General features: G+C 63.7%; 17 protein-coding genes. 11 read left to right on the plus strand and 6 right to left on the minus strand.

Annotated elements, in window-relative coordinates; translation table 11 throughout:
• The first annotated feature begins 93 nt into the window (after nt 1-93).
• The 6 genes from NKI39_RS04775 to NKI39_RS04800 all read left to right on the plus strand — a co-directional run bounded on the left by NKI39_RS04775 (nt 94) and on the right by NKI39_RS04800 (nt 5,028).
• Nucleotides 94-891, plus strand: coding sequence for an ABC transporter ATP-binding protein (locus tag NKI39_RS04775; RefSeq protein WP_352502974.1), 798 nt, complete (start codon nt 94-96; stop codon nt 889-891).
• Entirely contained in the window at nt 888-1,637 is a 750-nt protein-coding gene (locus NKI39_RS04780) for an ABC transporter ATP-binding protein (protein ID WP_352502973.1), read from the plus strand. Before NKI39_RS04775 ends, NKI39_RS04780 begins: the two co-directional genes overlap by 4 nt.
• A complete protein-coding gene (locus tag NKI39_RS04785) occupies nt 1,634-2,542 on the plus strand; it encodes a branched-chain amino acid ABC transporter permease (protein ID WP_352502972.1) in 909 nt (302 codons plus the stop codon). The genes NKI39_RS04780 and NKI39_RS04785 overlap by 4 nt, the downstream gene beginning before the upstream one ends.
• Nucleotides 2,539-3,516, plus strand: a complete 978-nt coding sequence (locus NKI39_RS04790; RefSeq protein ID WP_352503013.1) for a branched-chain amino acid ABC transporter permease — start codon at nt 2,539-2,541, stop codon at nt 3,514-3,516. Before NKI39_RS04785 ends, NKI39_RS04790 begins: the two co-directional genes overlap by 4 nt.
• The gene (locus NKI39_RS04795) at nt 3,513-4,805 is read left to right on the plus strand and encodes an NAD(P)/FAD-dependent oxidoreductase (protein WP_352830856.1); all 1,293 of its coding nucleotides are present in this window, start codon (nt 3,513-3,515) and stop codon (nt 4,803-4,805) included. The genes NKI39_RS04790 and NKI39_RS04795 overlap by 4 nt, the downstream gene beginning before the upstream one ends.
• 76 nt (nt 4,806-4,881) lie before the next feature.
• Complete coding sequence (locus tag NKI39_RS04800; RefSeq protein WP_352830858.1) at nt 4,882-5,028, plus strand: hypothetical protein; 147 nt, start codon at nt 4,882-4,884, stop codon at nt 5,026-5,028.
• Nucleotides 5,029-5,079: 51 nt separating this feature from the next.
• Here the strand turns inward: NKI39_RS04800 and NKI39_RS04805 are convergent, their stop codons facing one another.
• From NKI39_RS04805 to NKI39_RS04830, 6 genes are all read right to left on the minus strand, one after another.
• A complete protein-coding gene (locus NKI39_RS04805) occupies nt 5,080-5,916 on the minus strand; it encodes a GNAT family N-acetyltransferase (RefSeq protein WP_352502969.1) in 837 nt (278 codons plus the stop codon).
• A gap of 5 nt (nt 5,917-5,921) precedes the next feature.
• The gene (locus NKI39_RS04810) at nt 5,922-6,662 is read right to left on the minus strand and encodes an aspartate/glutamate racemase family protein (protein ID WP_352472211.1); all 741 of its coding nucleotides are present in this window, start codon (nt 6,660-6,662) and stop codon (nt 5,922-5,924) included.
• A 2-nt stretch (nt 6,663-6,664) separates the two neighbouring features.
• Nucleotides 6,665-7,483, minus strand: a complete 819-nt coding sequence (locus NKI39_RS04815) for an ABC transporter permease (RefSeq protein WP_352451583.1) — start codon at nt 7,481-7,483, stop codon at nt 6,665-6,667.
• A 4-nt stretch (nt 7,484-7,487) separates the two neighbouring features.
• Nucleotides 7,488-8,399 (minus strand): ABC transporter permease, encoded by a 912-nt coding sequence (locus tag NKI39_RS04820; protein ID WP_352472210.1) that lies wholly within the window; start codon nt 8,397-8,399, stop codon nt 7,488-7,490.
• A gap of 197 nt (nt 8,400-8,596) precedes the next feature.
• Nucleotides 8,597-9,886, minus strand: a complete 1,290-nt coding sequence (locus NKI39_RS04825; RefSeq protein WP_352472208.1) for an ABC transporter substrate-binding protein — start codon at nt 9,884-9,886, stop codon at nt 8,597-8,599.
• A 36-nt stretch (nt 9,887-9,922) separates the two neighbouring features.
• The gene (locus tag NKI39_RS04830; RefSeq protein WP_352472207.1) at nt 9,923-11,011 is read right to left on the minus strand and encodes an ABC transporter ATP-binding protein; all 1,089 of its coding nucleotides are present in this window, start codon (nt 11,009-11,011) and stop codon (nt 9,923-9,925) included.
• Nucleotides 11,012-11,269: 258 nt separating this feature from the next.
• Between NKI39_RS04830 and NKI39_RS04835 the strand changes: the two genes are divergently transcribed.
• The 5 genes from NKI39_RS04835 (at nt 11,270) to NKI39_RS04855 (ending at nt 20,282) form a co-directional block, all read left to right on the plus strand.
• Nucleotides 11,270-11,983, plus strand: coding sequence for a GntR family transcriptional regulator (locus NKI39_RS04835; RefSeq protein ID WP_023676076.1), 714 nt, complete (start codon nt 11,270-11,272; stop codon nt 11,981-11,983).
• Nucleotides 11,984-12,322: 339 nt separating this feature from the next.
• Complete coding sequence (locus NKI39_RS04840; RefSeq protein ID WP_352830860.1) at nt 12,323-14,410, plus strand: di-heme oxidoredictase family protein; 2,088 nt, start codon at nt 12,323-12,325, stop codon at nt 14,408-14,410.
• Nucleotides 14,407-15,837: a putative sulfate exporter family transporter gene (locus NKI39_RS04845; RefSeq protein ID WP_352472925.1), complete on the plus strand. Its 1,431-nt coding sequence runs from the start codon at nt 14,407-14,409 to the stop codon at nt 15,835-15,837. The genes NKI39_RS04840 and NKI39_RS04845 overlap by 4 nt, the downstream gene beginning before the upstream one ends.
• Before the next feature lie 36 nt (nt 15,838-15,873).
• Nucleotides 15,874-16,596 (plus strand): phosphoadenylyl-sulfate reductase, encoded by a 723-nt coding sequence (locus NKI39_RS04850; RefSeq protein ID WP_352502966.1) that lies wholly within the window; start codon nt 15,874-15,876, stop codon nt 16,594-16,596.
• Between the two features lie 437 nt (nt 16,597-17,033).
• Nucleotides 17,034-20,282 (plus strand): AfsR/SARP family transcriptional regulator, encoded by a 3,249-nt coding sequence (locus NKI39_RS04855; protein ID WP_352502965.1) that lies wholly within the window; start codon nt 17,034-17,036, stop codon nt 20,280-20,282.
• Nucleotides 20,283-20,286: the final 4 nt, after the last annotated feature.

Raw genomic sequence — 20,286 nt, forward strand, 5'->3', positions numbered from 1 at the left:
CGGAAGAAATTAAAGCCGAATAGCGTGATCAAAGCAAGTGTGATCACAAATCAAATCATAGGCGGCGAAGATCGCTTTCGGCCTGAGGGATTCATGGGCGACACGACGGAACGGCAGGAGGAGATCCGCACGCCGGTTCTGACGGCCAGGAACGTCGTCAAGCGCTTCGGCGGCCTCGTCGCGGTCAACAATGTCTCGTTTGACGTCCGGCCGGGTGAAATACTCGGCCTCATCGGCCCGAACGGCGCCGGCAAGACCACGATGTTCGACCTGCTCGCCGGCAGCATTCTGCCGACCAGCGGCGAAATCCTCCTCAATGGCGTATCGGTGTCGGGGGAAGCAGCCCATCGCCGCATCGGCCGCGGCCTTGGCCGCACGTTCCAGATCCCCCGGCCCTTGCCTAACCTGACGCTGATCGAAAACGTCATGCTGGCCGCGCAAGGACAGACTGGAGAAAAACTGCTCGCCAATTTCCTGACGCCCCGGCGAGTCGCTGCCGAAGAAAGGGCTGCCGAGACAAGAGCCGTCGAACTGCTCGAGCTCGTCACGATCGCTCACCTCGCGCACGAACCTGCGCGCGTGCTTTCAGGCGGCCAGCGCAAGCTGCTCGAGTTGGCCCGCGTGATGATGGCCGACCCGGCGATCATCCTGCTCGACGAGCCGGCGGCCGGGGTCAACGCAACCCTGCTCGAGATCATTATCGATCGCATCCGCGACATCAATGCGCGCGGCATCACCTTCCTGCTGATCGAGCACAATATCGAAATGGTGACGCGGCTTTGCCACCGCGTCCTGGTCATGGCAAGCGGCCAGCTTCTGTGCGAAGGCACCCCGGAGGAGGTGGCGCGCGACCCGCGCGTCATCGAGGCCTACCTCGGAGGCACGGCATGAGCCAAAAGGTACTCGATGTCCGCGATCTCGAAGCCGGCTACGAGCCTGGCGTTCCGATCGTGCGCGGCGCTTCGATCACCGTCGACCAGGGCGAGATCGTCGTCGTTCTCGGTCCCAACGGCGCCGGCAAGTCGAGCCTTATCAAGGCCATCGCCGGCCTTGTCCCGATCACCGGCGGCACGGTGCTGCTGGACGGCAAGGATATCACGGCGTCGCCCGCTCACATCATGGTCCGCCGTGGCCTTGCCTTCGTGCCACAGACAGAGAACATCTTCCCGCTGATGTCGGTCGAGGACAATCTCAGGGTCGCCTGCGGCATCCTGAGGCCGCGCGAGGTCCCAGCCCGCATCGAGGAAATGTATGCGGCCTTTCCCGATCTCGCCCGTCAGCGCAGAACGGCCGCGGGCAATCTGTCGGGTGGACAGCGGCAGATGCTGGCCGTCGCCCGGGCGTTGATCGTCCATCCCAAGGTGCTGGTGCTCGACGAGCCGTCGGCCGGCCTGTCGCCGAAATTCGTGGCGATGGTGTTCGAGATGCTGGCCGGCATCCGAAAGTCCGGCGTCACCATTCTGCTGGTCGAACAGAACGCCAAGGCAGCGCTTGCCATTGGAGACCGCGCCTATGTGCTGGTTGAGGGCAAGGAGCGGCACCAAGGCGTCGCCTCCGAGCTCTGGAGCGACCCGGTCGTGGCTGAACTCTATCTTGGCCAGCGCCGCCTCGATCTTGGACAAGGAAGCGCGGCATGAACCTGCAATTCGTCGTCGACGGACTGCTGGCAGGCTCGATGATCGGCCTCGGCGCCATCGGCGTGACACTCACCTATTCGATCCTGCGCTTCTCGAACTTCGCCCATGGCGACTTCATGGCCTGGGGCGCCTATGCGACGCTCGCCGTGGTTGGCGCCATTGGCGCGATTTTCGGCAAGATCGCGCCGATCGCGCCCCTCTCCTTCGGTTGGCCGCTGATCGTCGCGCTCATCATCGGCATGGCGGCCACCGGCCTGCTGGCGCTGGTGCTCGACATGGTGCTGTTCGCGCGGCTGCGGGCCAAGGGCCAGGCGATCATCGTGGTGATGGCCAGCTTCGGCGCCTCGATGGCGCTGAGAAGCCTGCTCGAATTCATCTTCACCTCGCGTCCGACCTATTTCAGCCGGGCGATCCAGATCGCCATGCCGATAGGTTTCGGCATCCGCATCACCCCGGACCAGATCGCGCTGCTGCTGCTGACCGCCGTGCTGGTGCTCGGCGTGCATCTCCTGATGACGCGGACCCAGACCGGCCGCTCGATGCAGGCATTGAGTCAGAACGCGGCACTTGCCCGCATCGTCGGCATCGACGTCGCCAGGGTGGTGCGCGTCACCTGGATCATCGGCGGCGCGCTGGCCTGCGTCGCCGGCGTCATGATCGGCATTCTCATCCAGATCCGCCCGTTCATGGGTTTCGAGATGCTGCTGCCGATGTTCGCGGCCGCCATCCTCGGCGGCATCGGCAGCGTGCCTGGCGCCGTTCTCGGCGGCCTGATCATCGGCATGGCCGAAGCGGCTGCCGTGCATTTGATCGGCGCCGAATGGCGGGCAGCCGTCTCGTTCATCATCCTGATGGCGGTGCTGTTCGTGCGGCCCATCGGCCTTTTCGGAGTGAGGGAACGCTGATGGATCTGCTCGGCTACGGCGCCTTCTTCCTGACCACCGCGCTGATCTTTTCGCTCATCACGCTCGGGCTCAATCTGCAATGGGGGCTGACCGGGCTTTTCAATGTCGGGGTCGCCGGCTTCGTTGCCATCGGCGCCTACACCTCGGCGCTGCTGACCACGCCCGACGATGCCGCGCGCCTGGGCGGCTTCGACCTGCCGATCCTTATCGGCTGGCTTGGCGCCATGCTATTGGGCGGCGTCACCGCCGCCATCACCGGCATTGCCACGCTACGCTTGAGATCGGACTATCTGGCGATCACTACTTTCGGCGTCGCCGTCGTCGTGCAACTGGTAGCGCTCGATGCCCAGAAGCTGACCGGCGGGCCGTTCGGCATCGGCTTTATTCCGCGTCCGTTCGGCGGCCTTGCCGAAACGCCGTTGCTGTTCAACCTTTCGAACCTTGCGATCGTCTCGGTGGTGACGCTGATCGTCTATCTCGCGCTGGAGCATCTGTCGCGCAGCCCGTGGGGGCGCGTGTTGAAGGCGCTTCGCGAGGATGAGCGGGCCGCGATATCCCTAGGCAAAAGCGCACGGTTCTACCGCGTCCAGGCCTTTGCCGTCGGTGGCGCCATCATGGCGCTTGCCGGTGCGCTGCAGGCGCATTTCACCGGCTTCATCGCCCCGGACAATTATTTGCCGGCACTGACTTTCCAGGTCTGGGTGATGCTGATCGTCGGTGGCTCGGGCAGCAACATCGGCGCCGTCATCGGCAGCATCCTGGTCTGGGCGATATGGGCCGGATCGGGAGCCTTGACCAGTATGTTGTTCTCGCCGGAACAGCAGGCCCGCGCCGCTTCGCTGCAGATCGTCGCCATCGGCGTGATGCTGTGCGTCATCCTTCTGGTCAGGCCGAACGGCCTGTTTGGCGACAGGCCGCGGCGTCCAAGGTTCGGCAAACGTCGACGCGTGGCCCCGAGCGAGAGCGGCTCATGAACGGCGTGACCGGGCCGCACGGCGTTTCCCTTTGGCATGCCGTCAGCCGCAGTCGCCGCGACCGGCCCACCCTCGAAGGCGCACTCGATGTCGATCTGGCAATTGTCGGCGGCGGTTTTTTAGGCCTTTCCACCGCGCTGCACAGTGCCGAGAAAGGCAACTCGGTTGCCGTCCTCGAGGCGGAAATCATCGCCTGGGGGGCAACCGGCAGGAATGCCGGCTTCGTCGTGCCGAATTTCGCGAAAAGAGACCCCGACAATATCATTGCCCAGCTCGGCCCCGAACGCGGTGAACGCCTTGTCGATTTCGCCGCCGGCAGCGCCGACCTCGTCTTCGACCTGATCAGGCGGCATGCCATCGAATGCGATTCTGTCCAGAGCGGCTGGATACAACCAGCCCATTCACCGGCCGCTTTGCAAAAGACCAGATCGCGCGCCGAACAATGGGCAAGGCGCGGAAGGCCGGCTGTTGCGCTGGACGGACAGGCGGTCGAAGAGCTGACCGGCGTTCGCGGTTATCTCGGCGGCTGGATCGACAGATCGGGTGGCGTCCTCAATCCGGTCGAATATGCGCGCGGATTGGCCGACGCGGCGGAAAAGGCCGGAGCGCGCATCTTCGAGAATACGCGTGTCGCGTCGATCGATCACATAGGCGATGGTTGGGCTTTGAAGACGGCCTCCGGTTCGGTACGCGCAGGAAAGGTGCTGGTCGCCACCAACGCCTATGGCGGGCCGCTGGATCGGGCGCTGCGGCGAACCTATTTCCCGCTGAAAATCTTCCAGATCGCGACAGCGCCGCTGCCGCGCGAAATACGCACTCGCCTGCTTCCTGGCGGGCAAGGCGTCGGCGACACAAGACGCAATCTCTTCACCTTCCGCTTCGACGGCGGAAACAGGCTGATCACCGGCGGCATGCATGTTTTTGGCCCCGGTGCCGACACGCGGGTGCCGCGGGCGATCTGGCGGCGGCTTGCCAGATATCTCGATCTCCCGGACATCCCGCCGCTTGAATACAGCTGGTCGGGGATGGCTGCCGTCGAGCCCGACTTCCTGCCGCACCTCGTCGATCTCGGCCCCGGGCTGATCGCCGGCTTCGCGTGCAACGGACGCGGCATCGCCATGACCACTGCGATGGGCAAGGTGCTTGCGGATTGGGCTGATGGAACAAAGCCTCAGGATTTGCCGCTGCCGTTTGCGCCGCCGTCGCCGATCCCGTTCCATAGCCTGATGCGGCATGCACCAAACATGGTGCTCCCCTGGAGCATGCTGCGCGACCGGCTGGATGGCTGATCGACGTGCGTCTCTGGCCGCCGTCCTGATACCCGAACTGCTAGACTCGCCCACACCATGTTGTTAACGACAGCGGATGAAGCAGAACTATCTTTATCTCATCATCGGCGCTTTGGCCGTCGCCGTTATTGCGCTGGGGATTTACGTTTATGGCGAGGAGACTAGGCCGAAAGGCGTGGAACTTCGCATCGACCATTCCGGCATTTCAGTTCAGGAAAAATAGACCGCGTAGTCCTGTTGCCCGACTTTGCACTGGAAGCCGGCTTGTACCGCCTCACCCCAACTCCAACGTCGTTATCGCAAAAACTCCGGACTGCACGAGCTGCGGCGCCTTTCCCTTGTACATCCGAGCCGTCTCGAAGCCCGGTTGAAGGCCTGCGGACGACAGCAAGTCTGCAAATTGCCGGCTGGTTTCGGGAACGTCGAGATGGACGTTTCCGGGACCGGACATGTGCGCGAGCCCGGCGAAGAGATGGCTTGCCGCGTCCAGGCTGTCGGCAAAGAGCGGGCCGATCTTGCAGCCGTCCCGGCATTGGCGCGCGACGCCATATCCCGCAATGGCGCCGTGCTTGAGGATCGCAAGCGCCATGTGCGGCGGGCGCAGCCAGTGTTCCAGGAAGGATCGCCTCGGACCGGGAAAGAAGCGGCGGTCATAGTCCAGTATGTCCGGCACGAGTTCCGGCCCTATGGCGCGAACGTCGTTGCCGACGGCTGCCGGGACATTCGGTGACCCCATGAACCGGATCGTCCGGTAGGCCGGTGCAAAACCCATGCTGCGGTAGTTGGCCTGCTGTTCGACAACGCCGTCGAGGCCGATCGTACGCTTGCCGAGCCGCGCTATGCCGGCATCCCAGACCGCCTTGCCATGACCTTGGGCACGCCTGTCCGGCCGGCAGATGTAGAGGCCGATGAAGCCGAAACCATCGCCATAGGCGACGGCCGAAATGCCGGCCGCCATCTCGCCATCGATAAAGGCGCCGATGAAGCCCTGCGGGTCGGCTGCCTGAAACAGCGCGGCATCGTTAAGGCCGGGATTCCAGCCTTCCGCCGCCGCCCAATCGACAAGGGTTTGCACTTCTTCACGTGCGAGCGTTCGGATCGTTCGGGGCATTGCGATCACTCGGCGGCGCCAGGCGCGAAGGATTTCAACGCGCCATGATAAGACTTTGCCAACGGGCTTGCATAGGCGCCGCGCTTGGATGTCGTCAGGCCAAGGGCGATCAATGCCTCGGCCTGTTTCACGGCAGCGCCCACGCCGTCGATGACCGGAAGCCCGAATTCCCGCTGCAGCGCCGCCGCCAGATCGGCCATGCCGGCACAGCCGAGCACGATCGCCTCGGCGCGATCCTCGTCGATGGCGCGCGCAATCTCGCTGCGCAGCCTGAGCAGTGCGTCGGACGCCGGATCTTCGAGGGCAAGAACCGGGATGTCGGCGGCGCGCACGCGTGCCCGCCCCGCCATGCCATAGCGTTGCACCAGGCCTTCGACCGGCACGCGCGAACGTCCGGTGGTGGTGACGACGGTGAAGCGCTGGGCGATGAACGAGGCCGTGCTGAGCGATGCCTCGCAAATGCCGATGACCGGAATGTTGGCCATGGCGCGCGCGGCATCGAGGCCGGTGTCGTCGAAACAGGCAATGATCGCGGCTTGCGCGCCGGAGCGTTCGCCGGCGGCGATCTCGACCAGCAGGCCGGGCACGGCAAGTGCTTCATCGTAATAGCCTTCGATCGATACAGGTCCCATCGACGAGGTGACGGCAACGATCTTCGTCGATTGAGCAGCGACCGATCGGGCTGCCGCCGCGATAGTGTCGGTCATGCTGGCGGTGGTGTTTGGATTGACGACGAGGATCTGCACTGTCAGGCACGCTCGCGGCGGCGGCCGACATAGACGATTGCGCCGAGCGTCAGCAGGATCACCAGGAAGGAAAACACGGTCGTCACGGTGCCCAGCGCATAGAGCACCGGCGTCGTGACATTCGTCGTCATGCCGTAGATTTCGAGCGGCAAGGTGTTGAACGTGCCCGAGGTCATCAGCGTGCGGGCGAACTCGTCATATGACAGAGTGAAGCCGAACAGGCCGACGCCGATCAGGCTGGGCGCGATCATCGGCAGCACGACATGGGCAAAGGTCTGCCACGACGATGCTCCGAGATCGCGCGCGGCTTCCTCATAGGCTGGCGAGAACCGGTTGAAGACAGCAAACATAATCAGCACGCCGAAAGGCAAGGTCCAGGTCAGATGGGCGCCGAAAGCGGAGGTGTACCAGGCGGGGCGGAAGCCGATCTGCTGGAAGACGACGCCGATGCCGAGACTGATGATGATCGACGGCACGACCAGGCTGGCGACGGCCAGATAGAACAGTGCGGTTGCGCCGCGAAATTTCTGCCGGAAGGCCAGGCCGGCGAGCAGCGACACGGCGACAGTGACGACCATCACCATCAGGCCAAGGACGAGCGAGCGTTTGAAGCTGCCGCCGAAGTCGCCGACCGCCTGGCGCTCGAACAAATTGGCGAACCAGTGCAGCGACACGCCGTTCAGCGGAAATGTCAGACCGCCGTTCTCGCCCTGGAAAGAGAGGATCAGGATCGCCGAAAGCGGGCCGTAGAGGAACAACACGAAAAGACCGAAGAACGCCGCCAACACATAGAATTCGAGGGTGCGCTTGTCCTGGCTCATCGCCTCACAGCTCCTTGCGGATGTCGACGATGCGCAGGATGCCCGCGACCATCAGCAGCACCAGCACCAAGAGCACGACGGCGTTGGCGGCAGCTGCCGGATATTGCAGCAGCGACATCTGGTTCTTCATCATCAGCGCGACGGAGGCGCTCTGCCCGCCGGACATCACCTGCACCGTCGAGAAGTCGGCCATCACCAGGGTGACGACGAAAATGGTGCCGATCGCCATGCCGGGCTTGGCGAGCGGAATGACGACGTTCCACAGAACCTGCCAGCCGGAAGCACCGGCGTCGCGCGCGGCTTCTATCAACGACTTGTCGATGCGCATCAGCGTGTTGAAGATCGGCGTCACCATGAACAGCGTATAGAGATGCACCATGGCCAGCACCACGGCGAATTCGGAATAGAGCAGCCATTCGATCGGCTTCGGGATCAGCCCCATTTGCACCAGCGTCGAGTTGACCAGGCCATTGCGGCCAAGCACCGGAATCCACGAGATCATGCGGATGATGTTAGAGGTCAGGAACGGCACCGTGCAGACAAGGAACAGCACCATCTGCATGGCCGTGGTCCTGATATGGAAGGCAAGGAAATAGGCGACCCAGAAACCGATGAACAGCGTCAGCGCCCAGACGATGGCGGCGTATTTCAGCGTATTCAGGTAGGTTTTCCAGGTGACCCAGGAGCCGAGCGTGTCGGAATAATTGGTGGTCAGGAAATCCGGATACATCGCCGCGAAATCGTAATCCCAGAATGAGACCACGGCGATCATCAGAATTGGCAGCAGGAGGAACGCGCCGAGGATCAGCGCCAGCGGTGCCGCCTGGAGATAGGGTGCGACTCCGGCAAAGGAGCGCCTACGTCTGGCAGGCCTTGCAGACGTAACGTGCGTGGATTGTTCGAGCGCTACTGCCATCTATATCTCGGTCGAAGTCGGCGATGCGACTGAGGGGTGTGCCCTTCTCCCCCTGTGGGAGAAGGTGGCCGAGCGAAGCTCGATCGGATGAGGGGTGTTCCAGCTTGGCACCAACAGTGCTCCGTCCAGCACCCCTCAACCGTCTTGGCGCTGCGCGCCAATCTGCCTTCTCCCACAAGGGGAGAAGGCAGAGGGCATCAAGCAGCGATGAACTCGTTCCAGCGCTTCACCATGTAGCGGTCCTCGTCCATGACCGAGTTCCAGCAGGCGACCTTGCCCATGCGCTCTTCGAACGAGCCGCCGTCACGCACGGCGCCAGCCTTTTCCATGACCTTGCCGTCCGGCGACAGGATATCGCCCTTTGCCGGCTTGCCTTCGATCCAGTAGCCCCACTCGTCCTCGGACATGAACTTTTTGGCCGACACCATGTTGGCCGAGTAATAGCCCTGACGGTTGAGATAGCCGCCAACCCAGCCGGACGTGTACCAGTTGATGTATTCATAGGCGGCATCGAGTTCGGCGCCGGAGAGATGGGCTGCCAGGCCAAGCCCGCCACCCCAGGACCGGTAGCCTTCCTTGAGCGGCTGGAACCGGCACGCGATGCCCTTGGAGCGGACCGCGGCCACGGCCGGCGACCACATCGACTGGATTACGACTTCGCCTGAAGCCATCAGGTTGACGCTCTCGTCGAAGGATTTCCAGAAGGCGCGGAACTGGCCGGCTTGCTTGGCCTTGATCAGGAAGTCGATCGTCTTGTCGATCTCCTCCTTGGTCATGTTGCCCTTGTCGGCGTATTTGATGTTGCCCGTTGCCTCCATGATCATCGCCGCATCCATGATGCCGATCGACGGGATGTTGAGGATGGCGGTCTTGCCCTTGAAGGCCGGATCCATGATGTCGGCCCAGGTGGTGATATCGCGGCCGACGAGGTCGGGGCGGATGCCGAGCGTATCGGCATTGTAGATCGTCGGCACCATGGTGAACCAGTTGGTCGGCGCCTTGGCGAAGACCTTGCTGTCCTGCGCCTCGACGTAACCGACGGTATGCGGCGCGGTGCCCTGGGCAATGACGCTGTCCGGCGTCAGCTTGCCGGTTTTGAACAGCGGCACCAGCTCGTCGTAATATTTCAGCTTGCTGACATCCATCGGCTGCAGGACGCCTGTCGGGAACACCTTCTTGCAGATCCAGTATTCGATGTCGGCGATGTCGTAGCTGTCGGGCTGCGTCACAGCGCGCTGCGCGGCGGCGTCGGAATCGGTTGCTGTCATCTCCAGCGTGATGCCGAGGTCGGCCTTGCACTTGTCGGCGATGGCATTGAGGTTGGATACGCCGGTGCCGAACTGGCGCAGCGTGATGTTCGATTGCGCCCAGATGGTCGGAAAGCCTGATATGGCGCCGGAACCGGCGGCGAAACCGACGGCGGCGGCACCTGTCTTGAGCAGCGAACGTCGCGATATTCCAGTCTTCTTGTCGGTGGTGTTGGTCATGTTCAGTTCCCCTGTTTTGGTTGGTTATGCTGGATTTCAGGAATCGAGACGGCCAAGGACGATCGCGTCCTCGGCGTCCCAGGCGATCGGCACTGCGTCGCCGACGGCAACCGGCCTGGCGAAGAAGCTGGTGTCGTCGACGATCACCGTGAAATCCTCGATGCCGGCGCCATTGACTGAGAGCTTCACGGTCGAACCGCGGTACTCGACGTTTGCAATAATGCCGGTGAAGCCGAGCCCGGCTGCCGGCGGCTCGCCGATGCGCACGTGGTCGGTGCGAATGGCGATGTCGATGGGTTCCCCGGTCTCCCTGCCCTGCCCGCTGGCGGCGAGCGTGACGCCGCCGGGCACATCGAAAACGACCATGCCGTCGCGACTGCCGGCGACGCGCCCGGAGATGACATTGTGGTCGCCCATGAAACGAGCGACGAAGGCCGTGGCCGGCCGCTCGAACACCGTGCGAGGGTGCGCCGCCTGCTCGATACGGCCGTCGTTCATCACCACGATCAGGTCGGCCAGCGCCATCGCCTCTTCCTGGCTGTGGGTGACGTGGACGAAAGTGATGCCGAGCGACGTCTGCAGCTTCTTCAGTTCGGCTCGCATGCGGATCTTCAGGAAAGGATCGAGCGCCGAAAGCGGTTCGTCGAGCAACAGCGCCTCGGGATCGGTGATCAAGGCGCGCGCAAGGGCAACGCGCTGCTGCTGCCCGCCGGAAAGCTGCGCCGGGCGGCGGCTGGCATAGGCCTCCATCTGCATCAGCTTCAGCATGTCGAGCGCCTTGGCGCGGCGCTCCTCCTTGCCGACGCCTTTCATCTTCAGGCTGAAGGCGACGTTGTCGATCAGGTCGAGATGCGGAAACAGTGCGTAGGACTGGAACATCATGGCAGTGCCGCGCCTGGCCGGCGGCAGGTCGGTGACCACTGTGTTGCCGAGACGCACGTCGCCACTCGATATGCTCTCGTGCCCGGCGATCATGCGCAGCGTCGAGGTCTTGCCACAGCCGGACGGACCGAGCAGGCAGCAATAGGTTCCGGCAGGGATTTTCAGGCTGATGCCTTCGACGGCAGTCGTCGCGCCATAGACTTTCGAAACGGACACAATGTCGATTTCGGCGGCTTTGGACATCCAGCTTCCCCTTTGGTCGGATTAGCCAAAGCATCATGCGTGCCAGTTGCGCACCGCCGCACCAACTGACTGAATCCTCGAAGAAATCAGGGCCGCCTCTATGTAGCTGCCGATACGTCGGCCTTGTGCAATGCACAAATTATAGGCGATTGCCGCCGATCTCCGCAAAGATCGTATGCAATCTTTTTCATCTCTGTATTCACTTTGTCTCTCGTCCAAGCGATGCGATTCAGGGTAGAAGAAGGCAGGACCACTGCCATGAACATTGCCGACCAGACCTTCCCTGCTATCGAGGCCGCCAACGAGGATCGCGCGCAGGCGATCCGCGACCAGTTGCGCGACGCGATCGTCGATCGCCGGCTGGCGCCGGGAACAAAGCTTTCCGAAGGCGAAGTCGGCACGCTGTTCGATGTCAGCCGCACCGTGGCGCGTGCCGCACTGCAGATGCTTTCCTTCGAGGGATTGGTGCGCACCGAGCGCAATCGCGGCGCCTTCGTCGCCAATCCGTCGCCGGAGGAAGCGCGGCAGGTTTTTGCTTCGCGCCGGCTCATCGAACCAGGCATCGCGATCGCCGCCGCCGGACGGATGACGCCCGCGCATGTCGCCGCGTTCAAGGCCCAGCTCGACGAAGAAGGCCGTTTCATCGCCGAACGCGGACCGAACGCAAGGCGATCGGAGATCAAGGCGTCGGGGGATTTTCACCTGCTTCTGGCGTCGGTCGCGGGAAACGTCATCCTGCAGCGCTTCATGGAGGAATTGGTCGCTCGTTCATCGCTGGTGATCGCACTCTATGGCCGCTCGGGCATCTCGAGCTGCGGCCACAACGAACACACGCAGATCCTCGAGGCGCTGGAAAATGGCAATGCCGAACGCGCCAGCGCGCTGATGCTGCACCACATCGACCATATCGAGGCCGACCTCGATTTGCGCGTCAGGAGCGGCCCGGCACTCAGGCAGGCGCTCGAGTTCTGAAAATTTGCCGTTCGCGGCAACCTCGCCATGCCCATAATCACCTTTGCCCGACAAGCGCTTGCCTTGCGAAGCGCGCGCGGCCGCACGCCTTCCCCCAAAGCGCAAGATACGGCCGGCGGTTGAGGTGCCGTACACGATACGTAAGTGCACCCGCTCAATGATTGCGTCGAGATAAGCGTCACATGCTCGGGGCCGCATGTAGACGCATCGAGGTATCGAGCCGGGGATGTCGCAATGCGCAAGGGCCTTGCCGCGGTGCTTATGGATTTCGTCAGAGCTCGTCGGTCGCGGCGAAGCTGCGCCTCGCTGGACCTTTCGTTTGGCCGGATTATCTCCGGAATGACAGCGGTGTCTTTCATCTTGCTGCCGACGGTGGGCTTCACCAGCGATCACATCTCCGCCTGGCGCCTGGGCGCCCGTATCGTCGCCGTCGGGCTGCCGGGCGTGGCCGGCGTGCGCGAGGTGGGGCGTTTTCATAATGGCGGACCGATACCGGGAAATCCGGAATTCCTGCTGACCACGCGCGAAGGACGTGTGCTCGATCCGCTTAGGGTTCTGGTCGCGGTAGGCAGCAATTTCGGCGCGTCACAAGGCGATCTCTTATTCAAACCTGGCGCGATCCTGTCAATCGATCCGCGCGGCGACAAATCGGGCACGATCCTGGTTCCGCAGGATCTCACCGACCAAGATCTAGCCGACTATGGCGGAGCGAGCCCAGTCCAGCTCTACACGGCGCAGAGCGAGCCATTCCTCAACCGGCGCTACAATGGCCAGGCTCGAACGGCGCGGCTGGCGGCGGCATCCGGACCGCGCTACATCTCGATCAACAACGCCTTTGGAAGGCCCTGGATCGCCAACGCGCCGAACGGATTGGCCGGCGAAGGCAGCGTCACCGTCGTCGACCCCGACGGAGCCCCGCTCGACAATGCGCCAAGCCGCGAGGCCGGCGGCGTGTTCGCCGGCCGGTCTACCGATCGCGAACAAGCGCAGATCGCTCAACCCACTGGATGGCTGGCGAGCGGCTGGCTGGCCAACGGATGGCTGGCGAAGCGGCTGAACTACCGGGCAAGCGGCCAACTGACGCCCGGCGGGCTGCAGACCGGTGCGCTCGGAACGGCGTTTCTCGGCCCGTCACCGGACGGCAGCGGATTTGCCGTGTTCGGCGCGGTCACTGCGGACGGCAGCGTGGTCCAGATCCATGTCCAGGACGGTGTCGACGGCCTAGCCGGCCCTGGCACGGTGAGCATGGGCCGCAACAGCGGCGACGATCCCGGCGTCATCGGCATTGCCTTCAAGTGGAACCCGGACCGTGTTCTCTACATCGCCGACCCCGGCCGCGACCGGCTGGTGCTGCTGAAACTGCAAGACGACCGGCGGCATTTCACGGTCGCCGGGGCTGGCATGGTCTCGCTGCCGGAATTCGATCGTCCAGTCGACATTGCCGCCGCTGTCCCCGAGATCGCCAATCCGCACTTTTCGAGCCATACGACGCTTGCCGGGGGGTCGGACCTGTTCGTCGCCAATAGCGGCGACGGCTCGCTGCTGCGCATAAGCCAGGACGGCCGGCTTCTCGCCCGAGCGACGATCGACATCCCTGGCCTTGGGCCTCTCGGCGGCGATCGCCTGCGAGCCATCGCAATGTCGGCGGACGCGCAGCGGATCTGGATAACGATAGGCGGCGAGCTTCCCGGATTTCCCGGCCGCGACGGAGCGCTGCTCGAGGTTCCTGCTTTTGACGAGCACGGCGTGTCGGCGACGGCCCAGCAGACGCAAAATGCTGCCGCCAACCCCGATCTCGCCGCTCGCGGAAGGGAGCTGTTTCACACCGATTTCACGCCGCGGACCGGTCTTGGACCATTGTTCAATGCGACGTCCTGCCTGTCCTGTCATCCCGGCCCCGGCGGTGCGAGCGCGGATGAGAACCGTTTCGCGCGCAGGATAGCCCATATGGATCCGGGATCCGGGCGCACGGTCCCGATCGATCATCCCAACAGCCCGGTCGCCCGGCGCTACATGCTGCGCGATGGTGCCGGCATCGCGGCTGAACCGGCTGCACTGCCGCAGCAGGCCAATGTCATCTCGCTGCGCATGCCGCCCAGCCTCTACGGCGTCGCTGGCATAGACGACATACCCGACAGCGTCATCGAGGCGCAGGCAGTCAGCAAAGGCGACGGGATCAAGGGCCGCCCGCACTATGTCCTCGATGCCAACGGCGCGACGCGCGTCGGCCGCTATGGCTGGAAGGCCGACATTGCGGTCCTCGAAGAGATGGTCGCCGACGCTTTCACCAGGGAGCTCGGCATCACCAGCGTCGTCTCCGGCCACAGCGGGACGGACACGCAACCCGTCGAACAAGGGTCCGGAGAGATCGAGGCGGTGGCTGCCTATCTGCGAACGCTCACCCCGGCCGAGGAGGCCAGGCGATGAGCATCGCCCTGACGTTTTCGCATGCGCCGGAACAAGCGCACTCGATCTTGCCCGGTATAGCCGTGGCGGCCGCGCTCGCCCTTGCGGGCGGCTGGATTGCCGGCGGATTGGGCGAGCCGCTGTCGCGCAATCCGGTCCTCGTCGCCATGCTCTTCGGGCTGCTGATCGGCAACAGCTTTGCCTGCCCCGACGTCCTGCGCCCGGGGCTCGACTTCACCAAGCGCTACCTGTTGCGCCTGGCGGTCGTCCTTGTCGGCTTCCGCATCACGACGCGACTGTTCCTCGATCTCGGGCTGATGCCGCTCGCGGTGGCGGCCATCGAACTGATCCTGGTCGCGGCTTTGCTCTACGCCATCGCACGTAGGCTGTTCAGGCTGGAGGCCGAGATCGCGTTGCTGGTCGCGGTCGGAAGCGCCGTCTGCGGCGCAGCCGCCATTCTCTCAGTGGCTGCGCTGATGCGCGCACGCGACCAGAGCGCGGGGGTTGCGATCGCCCTGATCACGCTCAGCGGCACCGCGGCGCTGCTCGTCTATCCCGTGATGTTCCTGGGCGGCTGGCTGCCGCATCTCGACGACCGGCTCTACGGCGTGTTCGTCGGCGCGAGCATCTTCGAACTGGCGCAGGTCTACGGCGCCTCCTTCGCAGTCTCGGACGGGGCGCTGAACACCGCTACCCTCGTCAAGCTCAGCAAGGTGCTGATGCTCATCCCGCTTCTGCTGGCCATCGGCACGTTCTTTCGCGGCCGCAAGAGCGCGCCCGGAGCAACGCCGATCCCGTTCCCGTGGTTCATCGTCGCCTTCATCGGCGTGGTGATGCTCAATTCGCAAATCACGCTCGATCCGCAATTGCGCCGCGGCATTCTCGACGTCGACCAGTTCCTGTTCCTGATGGTGATGGTCGCGCTCGGGATCACCACACGCATCGGCCGTCTCGGCGAAGCCGGCGGTGCGTGGCGCCTGATCGGCCTCGGCTCCAGCGGAGTGCTTTTGTCGGCAACCCTGGCCTCTGGCGCACTGATCCCGTTCTCGGCCGGCTTCCTGGCCTCGCCGTCGGTCTCGAGCGAAAGCGCAATGCTGGCCAGCGATGGCGGAAGGCTCTTCGCTTCGGTCGGCTGCGCCAAATGCCATGTGCCGGCGCTGGCGGGCACAAAAGGCGAAGTCAGGCTCTACTCGGACCTTTTACTGCACGACATGGGATCGGCGCTCGACGACAAGATCATCCAGGGCAACGCCATCGGCGCCGAATGGCGGACAACGCCGCTGGTCGGCATCCGCCTGCGCCAGCGCTTCCTGCATGACGGCCGCGCGACCACACTGCGCGATGCAGTGTTCGCGCATGGCGGCACGGCGCAGATCGTCCGCGACCGCTTCTTCGGCCTGGACGAGGCCGACCGCCAGGCGGTCCTCGATTTCGTGAGCAGACTATGAACCGGCCGCGTCACGCCAAAACCGGACCGAATCGCCATGCATGAAGGCATCATCGCGGAGCTGAACCATCTCGACGGACCCGAGCTGCTGGCGCCACTCGTCACCGACTTGTTCCGCGGAAAGGTAGCGCTCGTCTCCTCATTTGGCGCGGAATCTGCGGTGTTGCTGCACATGGCCGCATCGATCGACAGGTCGCTCCCCATCGCCACGCTCGATACCGGAAAGCTGTTTGCGGAAACGGTCGCCTATCGTACGCAATTGACGGCCTTGCTCGGCCTCACCGACGTGCGCATCGTCACGCCCCGGGCAAACGTCCTGCGGGTGCTCGACGGCTCTGGATCGCTGCACCGCAGCGATCCGGACCGGTGCTGCCACATCCGCAAGGTGCTGCCGCTCGAGAAGGCCCTGAGCGGTTTCAAGGCCTGGATTTCCGGCCGCAAGCGCTATCATGGCGGAGTTCGCACGGATGTTGCGACGCTGGAAGAAACTGACGGACGCCTGAAGATCGAGCCACTCGCCCGCTTCACCCGGCAGCAGATCGAGGTCTATCTCGACCATCATCGCCTCCCCCGGCATCCGCTCATCGAAAAAGGCTATTTCTCGATCGGTTGTGCGCCCTGCACCGTCGCGTGCGGCAGTGCGGACAATCCGCGCGCGGGCCGCTGGAGCGGATTGTCGAAAACAGAGTGCGGGATCCACCGGTCGCCCATCCCCTCGCACAATCCGGTCCCGTCCGCTTCCCGATTTCCGGTTGCGTAAGGCACCGAAGACCCGGGCGCCCAACAAGCCTTGAAAACTAGGCACGCTTGCGAAAACTGGGAGATCAATCGCCGGGAAACTAGGTGACCGTACCGATGTGCGCGGATGCCACTGCGCACAGGATGAGCTCGTGCGTTTGGAAAGGACTGCCAGGCAGCCCATGAGCTTGCCAATCGGAGGGAATAGCCATGATCAGGTCTTCTACCGGATTTGGAGCCGACGGTCGAAGACCGAGTGCGAGGTTCGCCCGCCGTCCATTGCCCAGTTTCAGGTTGCGCAACCATCGAGATCCGCCCTCCCGGGATCAGCCAGTGCCGCTTCATCTACGAAGCCCCCACGAATTGTCGCATGACTGCGCCAGGCTAACGTCAATCGGATCGGCGGGACGGTCATGGCAGCACGACCGTCGCTCGATGATTGGTCGAGCGGGAGCCCCCATGGCCGCCTTAGATGCCTTTGAAGCCGATGCGACGCAACCGCTCTCGGGCACAGGCCGGATCGCCAAGCTGGCGGCCCCGCGCAGCGCCAGGATATTGAGGCGGAACCGCGTTCTCGAAGCGATCGATCGGGTGTCGCGGTCGAGCGTATGCTGGGTGGCGGCACCGGCCGGCTACGGCAAGACGACCGCGGTCATCGATTATCTCGAAAGCGTCGAGGCGCCGCACATATGGTACCGTGTCGATGAGGGCGACCAGGATATAGCGCGGTTCTTTCAATATCTGGCGCAGTCGCTGGACTCAGTCTCGGCTGGAGACATGCCGGTCTTCGGCGTCGAGTATGCCGAGCAGCCGAAGGAGTTCGCCAGGCGCTTTTCCAGAGCCTATTTCGCTCGGCTAAAGCCCGGCACAATTCTGGTGCTCGATGATTTGCACGACGCCGATACCGCAGAATTTCGGGCGGTGCTTTCCGAGATGTTCCGTGAACTTCCTGACACCGTCCGCTGCATCTGTGTCTCACGCACGCTGCCCCAGGAGGAATTGGGCGACCTCATTCTCAAGGGCAAAATGGCTGTCATCGACCGCCACGCGCTCGAATTCTCGACCGCGGAAGCGCGCGATCTCGTCCACCTGCGTTCGAGGGACGCCGCTCGGGTCGATGTCGAGGCGGCGCGCGGTTGGGCGGTCGGGCTCGTCCTGCTCGCGGACCAAGGCACCAAAGCCGGACTGGACGGCACAACGGAGACGGTCCCCGGCGGGCAGAACGTGCTGCCCGACGTTCTCGGTCGTCATTTCTTCCTTTCCCTTCCCTCCGTCGACCAGGACATGCTGCTGAAACTCAATCTGCTGCCCGAAATCAGCGCCGGGTTGGCTGACGAGATGATCGGGTCGGGCGAAGCAGGAAAGCTGCTCGACAGGCTTTACAGGCGACAGTTTCTGGTCACGCGCTCGGAAAACAACCGCGATATCTTTCACCTTCATGACCTCTTGCGCGACTTCCTCGAGCGTCGTTTCGCACAGCAAATTGCCAGGGAAGAGCAGCAATCGCTCCGGCGAAAGGCGGCGAAGGTCCTTGCGGGGGCGGGCCGTCATGACGAAGCCATACGCCTCGCCTTACAGGCCGACGACTGGGACCAAGCGAGCGACCTGCTGCTGAGCCGCGCAGAGGACTTGCTGGCGCAAGGGAGCCGCGCGACCTTCATCGAGTGGTGCGGCCGATTGCCGGAAACCATCATGAATGGCTGGCATTTCTATTGGCTGGGCGTGGCCCACATGCCCGACGACGCTGCGGCGGAGCGTTGGCTGTCCAAGGCGTGGCAAGCCTTTGGCGAGGCCGACGATCTGCGCGGCCTGTGCCTCACTGTGTCGCGGGCGGTGTTGGTCAAGACTGCCAGCTGGCGCACGTACGAAGGTCTGTCCATGTGGACGCGACGGGCGTTCGAGCTGATCGAACGCGGGCTTCCGGAACTACCTTCCGAGGAAGCGATGCTGGTACGCATTGGCATGATGCGGGCGCTGAACTTCGGCGACGACTGCTATCGCAGCAGCCCCGCCGGACAAGCACTCGAAACCGAACTCCTGGAGCGGTTGACCCGGAATCCCGAGCACGATCCGAGCGGATTGCGGCTGCTTGCCAGCGAAACGCTGATCGATCTTTCGGTATCGACCATGCGCGCCGATCTGTTCGCCAAGGCCGTCGACAGCGTCGTTGACGATTTGAGTGACAAGAGCGTGCTGCCTTGGATTCTCGGCATGTGGCTGGTCGCCTTTGGTGCGGAAAGTGGACGTTATTTTCCCTATAAGAGAAGGGATTTTCCCTATCCGTCGGCCGAAGCGGCGTTGCGGGCGGCGATCGCAATTGGCGAGCGCGAATCGCTGAGGGGCGTGGAGTTCGGGGGGCTCTATCATTTGCAAATGCAGATGAAGGTCCGCAACGATTTTGCCGAGTTCCACCAAGTGGTCGAGCGTTTGGCCGAGATCGCCGACAGCCGTTTCACCACGCAGGTCGCCGTCGTCGCCGATTGCCACGCCGCGCTCCATGCCAGGCAAGGCGATTTCACGGCCGCTTACCAGGATTGCGAGCGCTTCATGACTGCCATCGAGGCGGCCAACGAGCCGATGATCGAGCGCTGGCCGCACTACATCACGCAGTTCCAGGTGCTGCTGGCGGACAGGAAGCCGCGCGAAGCCGCCGTGCTTCTCAGCGATCTGCTGCCGCGGCTGGACGGCGGCGCCCACAAGCGAACCGAGATATGCATTCTGGCAGCGGCCGCATTGGAGAACCTGTGGAGCGACGATCCGCACTATGGCGACCGGCTGCAGGCCTTCCTGGAAGCGCTGCGCGACATCAGCTGGCCAATGGTGCTGCTCAATGTCCCGGAATTGCTCGCCGAACTGCTTGGCGATGCGCTTGAGCGCGGCATCGAGCCCGAGTTCTGCCGGTCGTTGATCCGCGAACGCCGGCTCGAGCCGCCGCCCCGGCGGCCCGCCGCCTGGCCCTGGCCGCTCAGGGTCCACGTCCTCGGAGGCTTTCGGCTCGAACTCGATGCAAACCCTCTCGCGCTCGGCGCGAAGCCGCCGACGAAGGCCCTCGACATCCTGCGAGTGCTGGCGATCTCAAAGGAAAATACCTGCTCGCAGGAGACCATTCAGGACTGGCTGTGGCCCAACCTCGACGGCGACCAGGCGCGGGCGGCGTGCGACCAGGCGCTTCATCGGCTGCGCAAGCTGTTGGGACGGACCGACCTCATCGTCCAGCGCGAAGGCAAGCTTCGCCTTGCATCGGACAAGGTCTGGGTCGACCTCGCCGACTGGGAAGCACGGCTCAAGACTGTCGCAAAGGTCAATGCGGAGGGATTGCGGCCAGACGCGGAGGCGCTCTTCCATGCATTCCCGGGTCCGTTGTTGTTGCACGAGCGAACCGCTTCCTGGTCGCTCCCGGCTTGCGAGCGCGTGCGTCGCGAACTGATCGATCTTGGGCTGCGGCTCGGCCAGCGGCTGGAGGCGGCCGACCAAGCCGACAAAGCACGGGCGATATATCTAGCGGTATTGGACTTCTATCCAGATGCCGGACCGATCTGCAAAGCGCTGATAAAGGAGCAACTGTGCCGCAATGATTTCGAAGGCGCAGTTGACGAATATGGGCGCTGCGAGCGCGCATTGCGTGCTGCCGGTGACGTAGCGGCCGCAGACATACGCGCGCTGGTGGCTCCCTATCTCGCGCGACGGGCGTCCCGATCCTCGTATTGAAACG

The organism is Mesorhizobium sp. M0664 (genome assembly GCF_040320565.1).
Classification (GTDB): Bacteria; Pseudomonadota; Alphaproteobacteria; order Rhizobiales; family Rhizobiaceae; genus Mesorhizobium.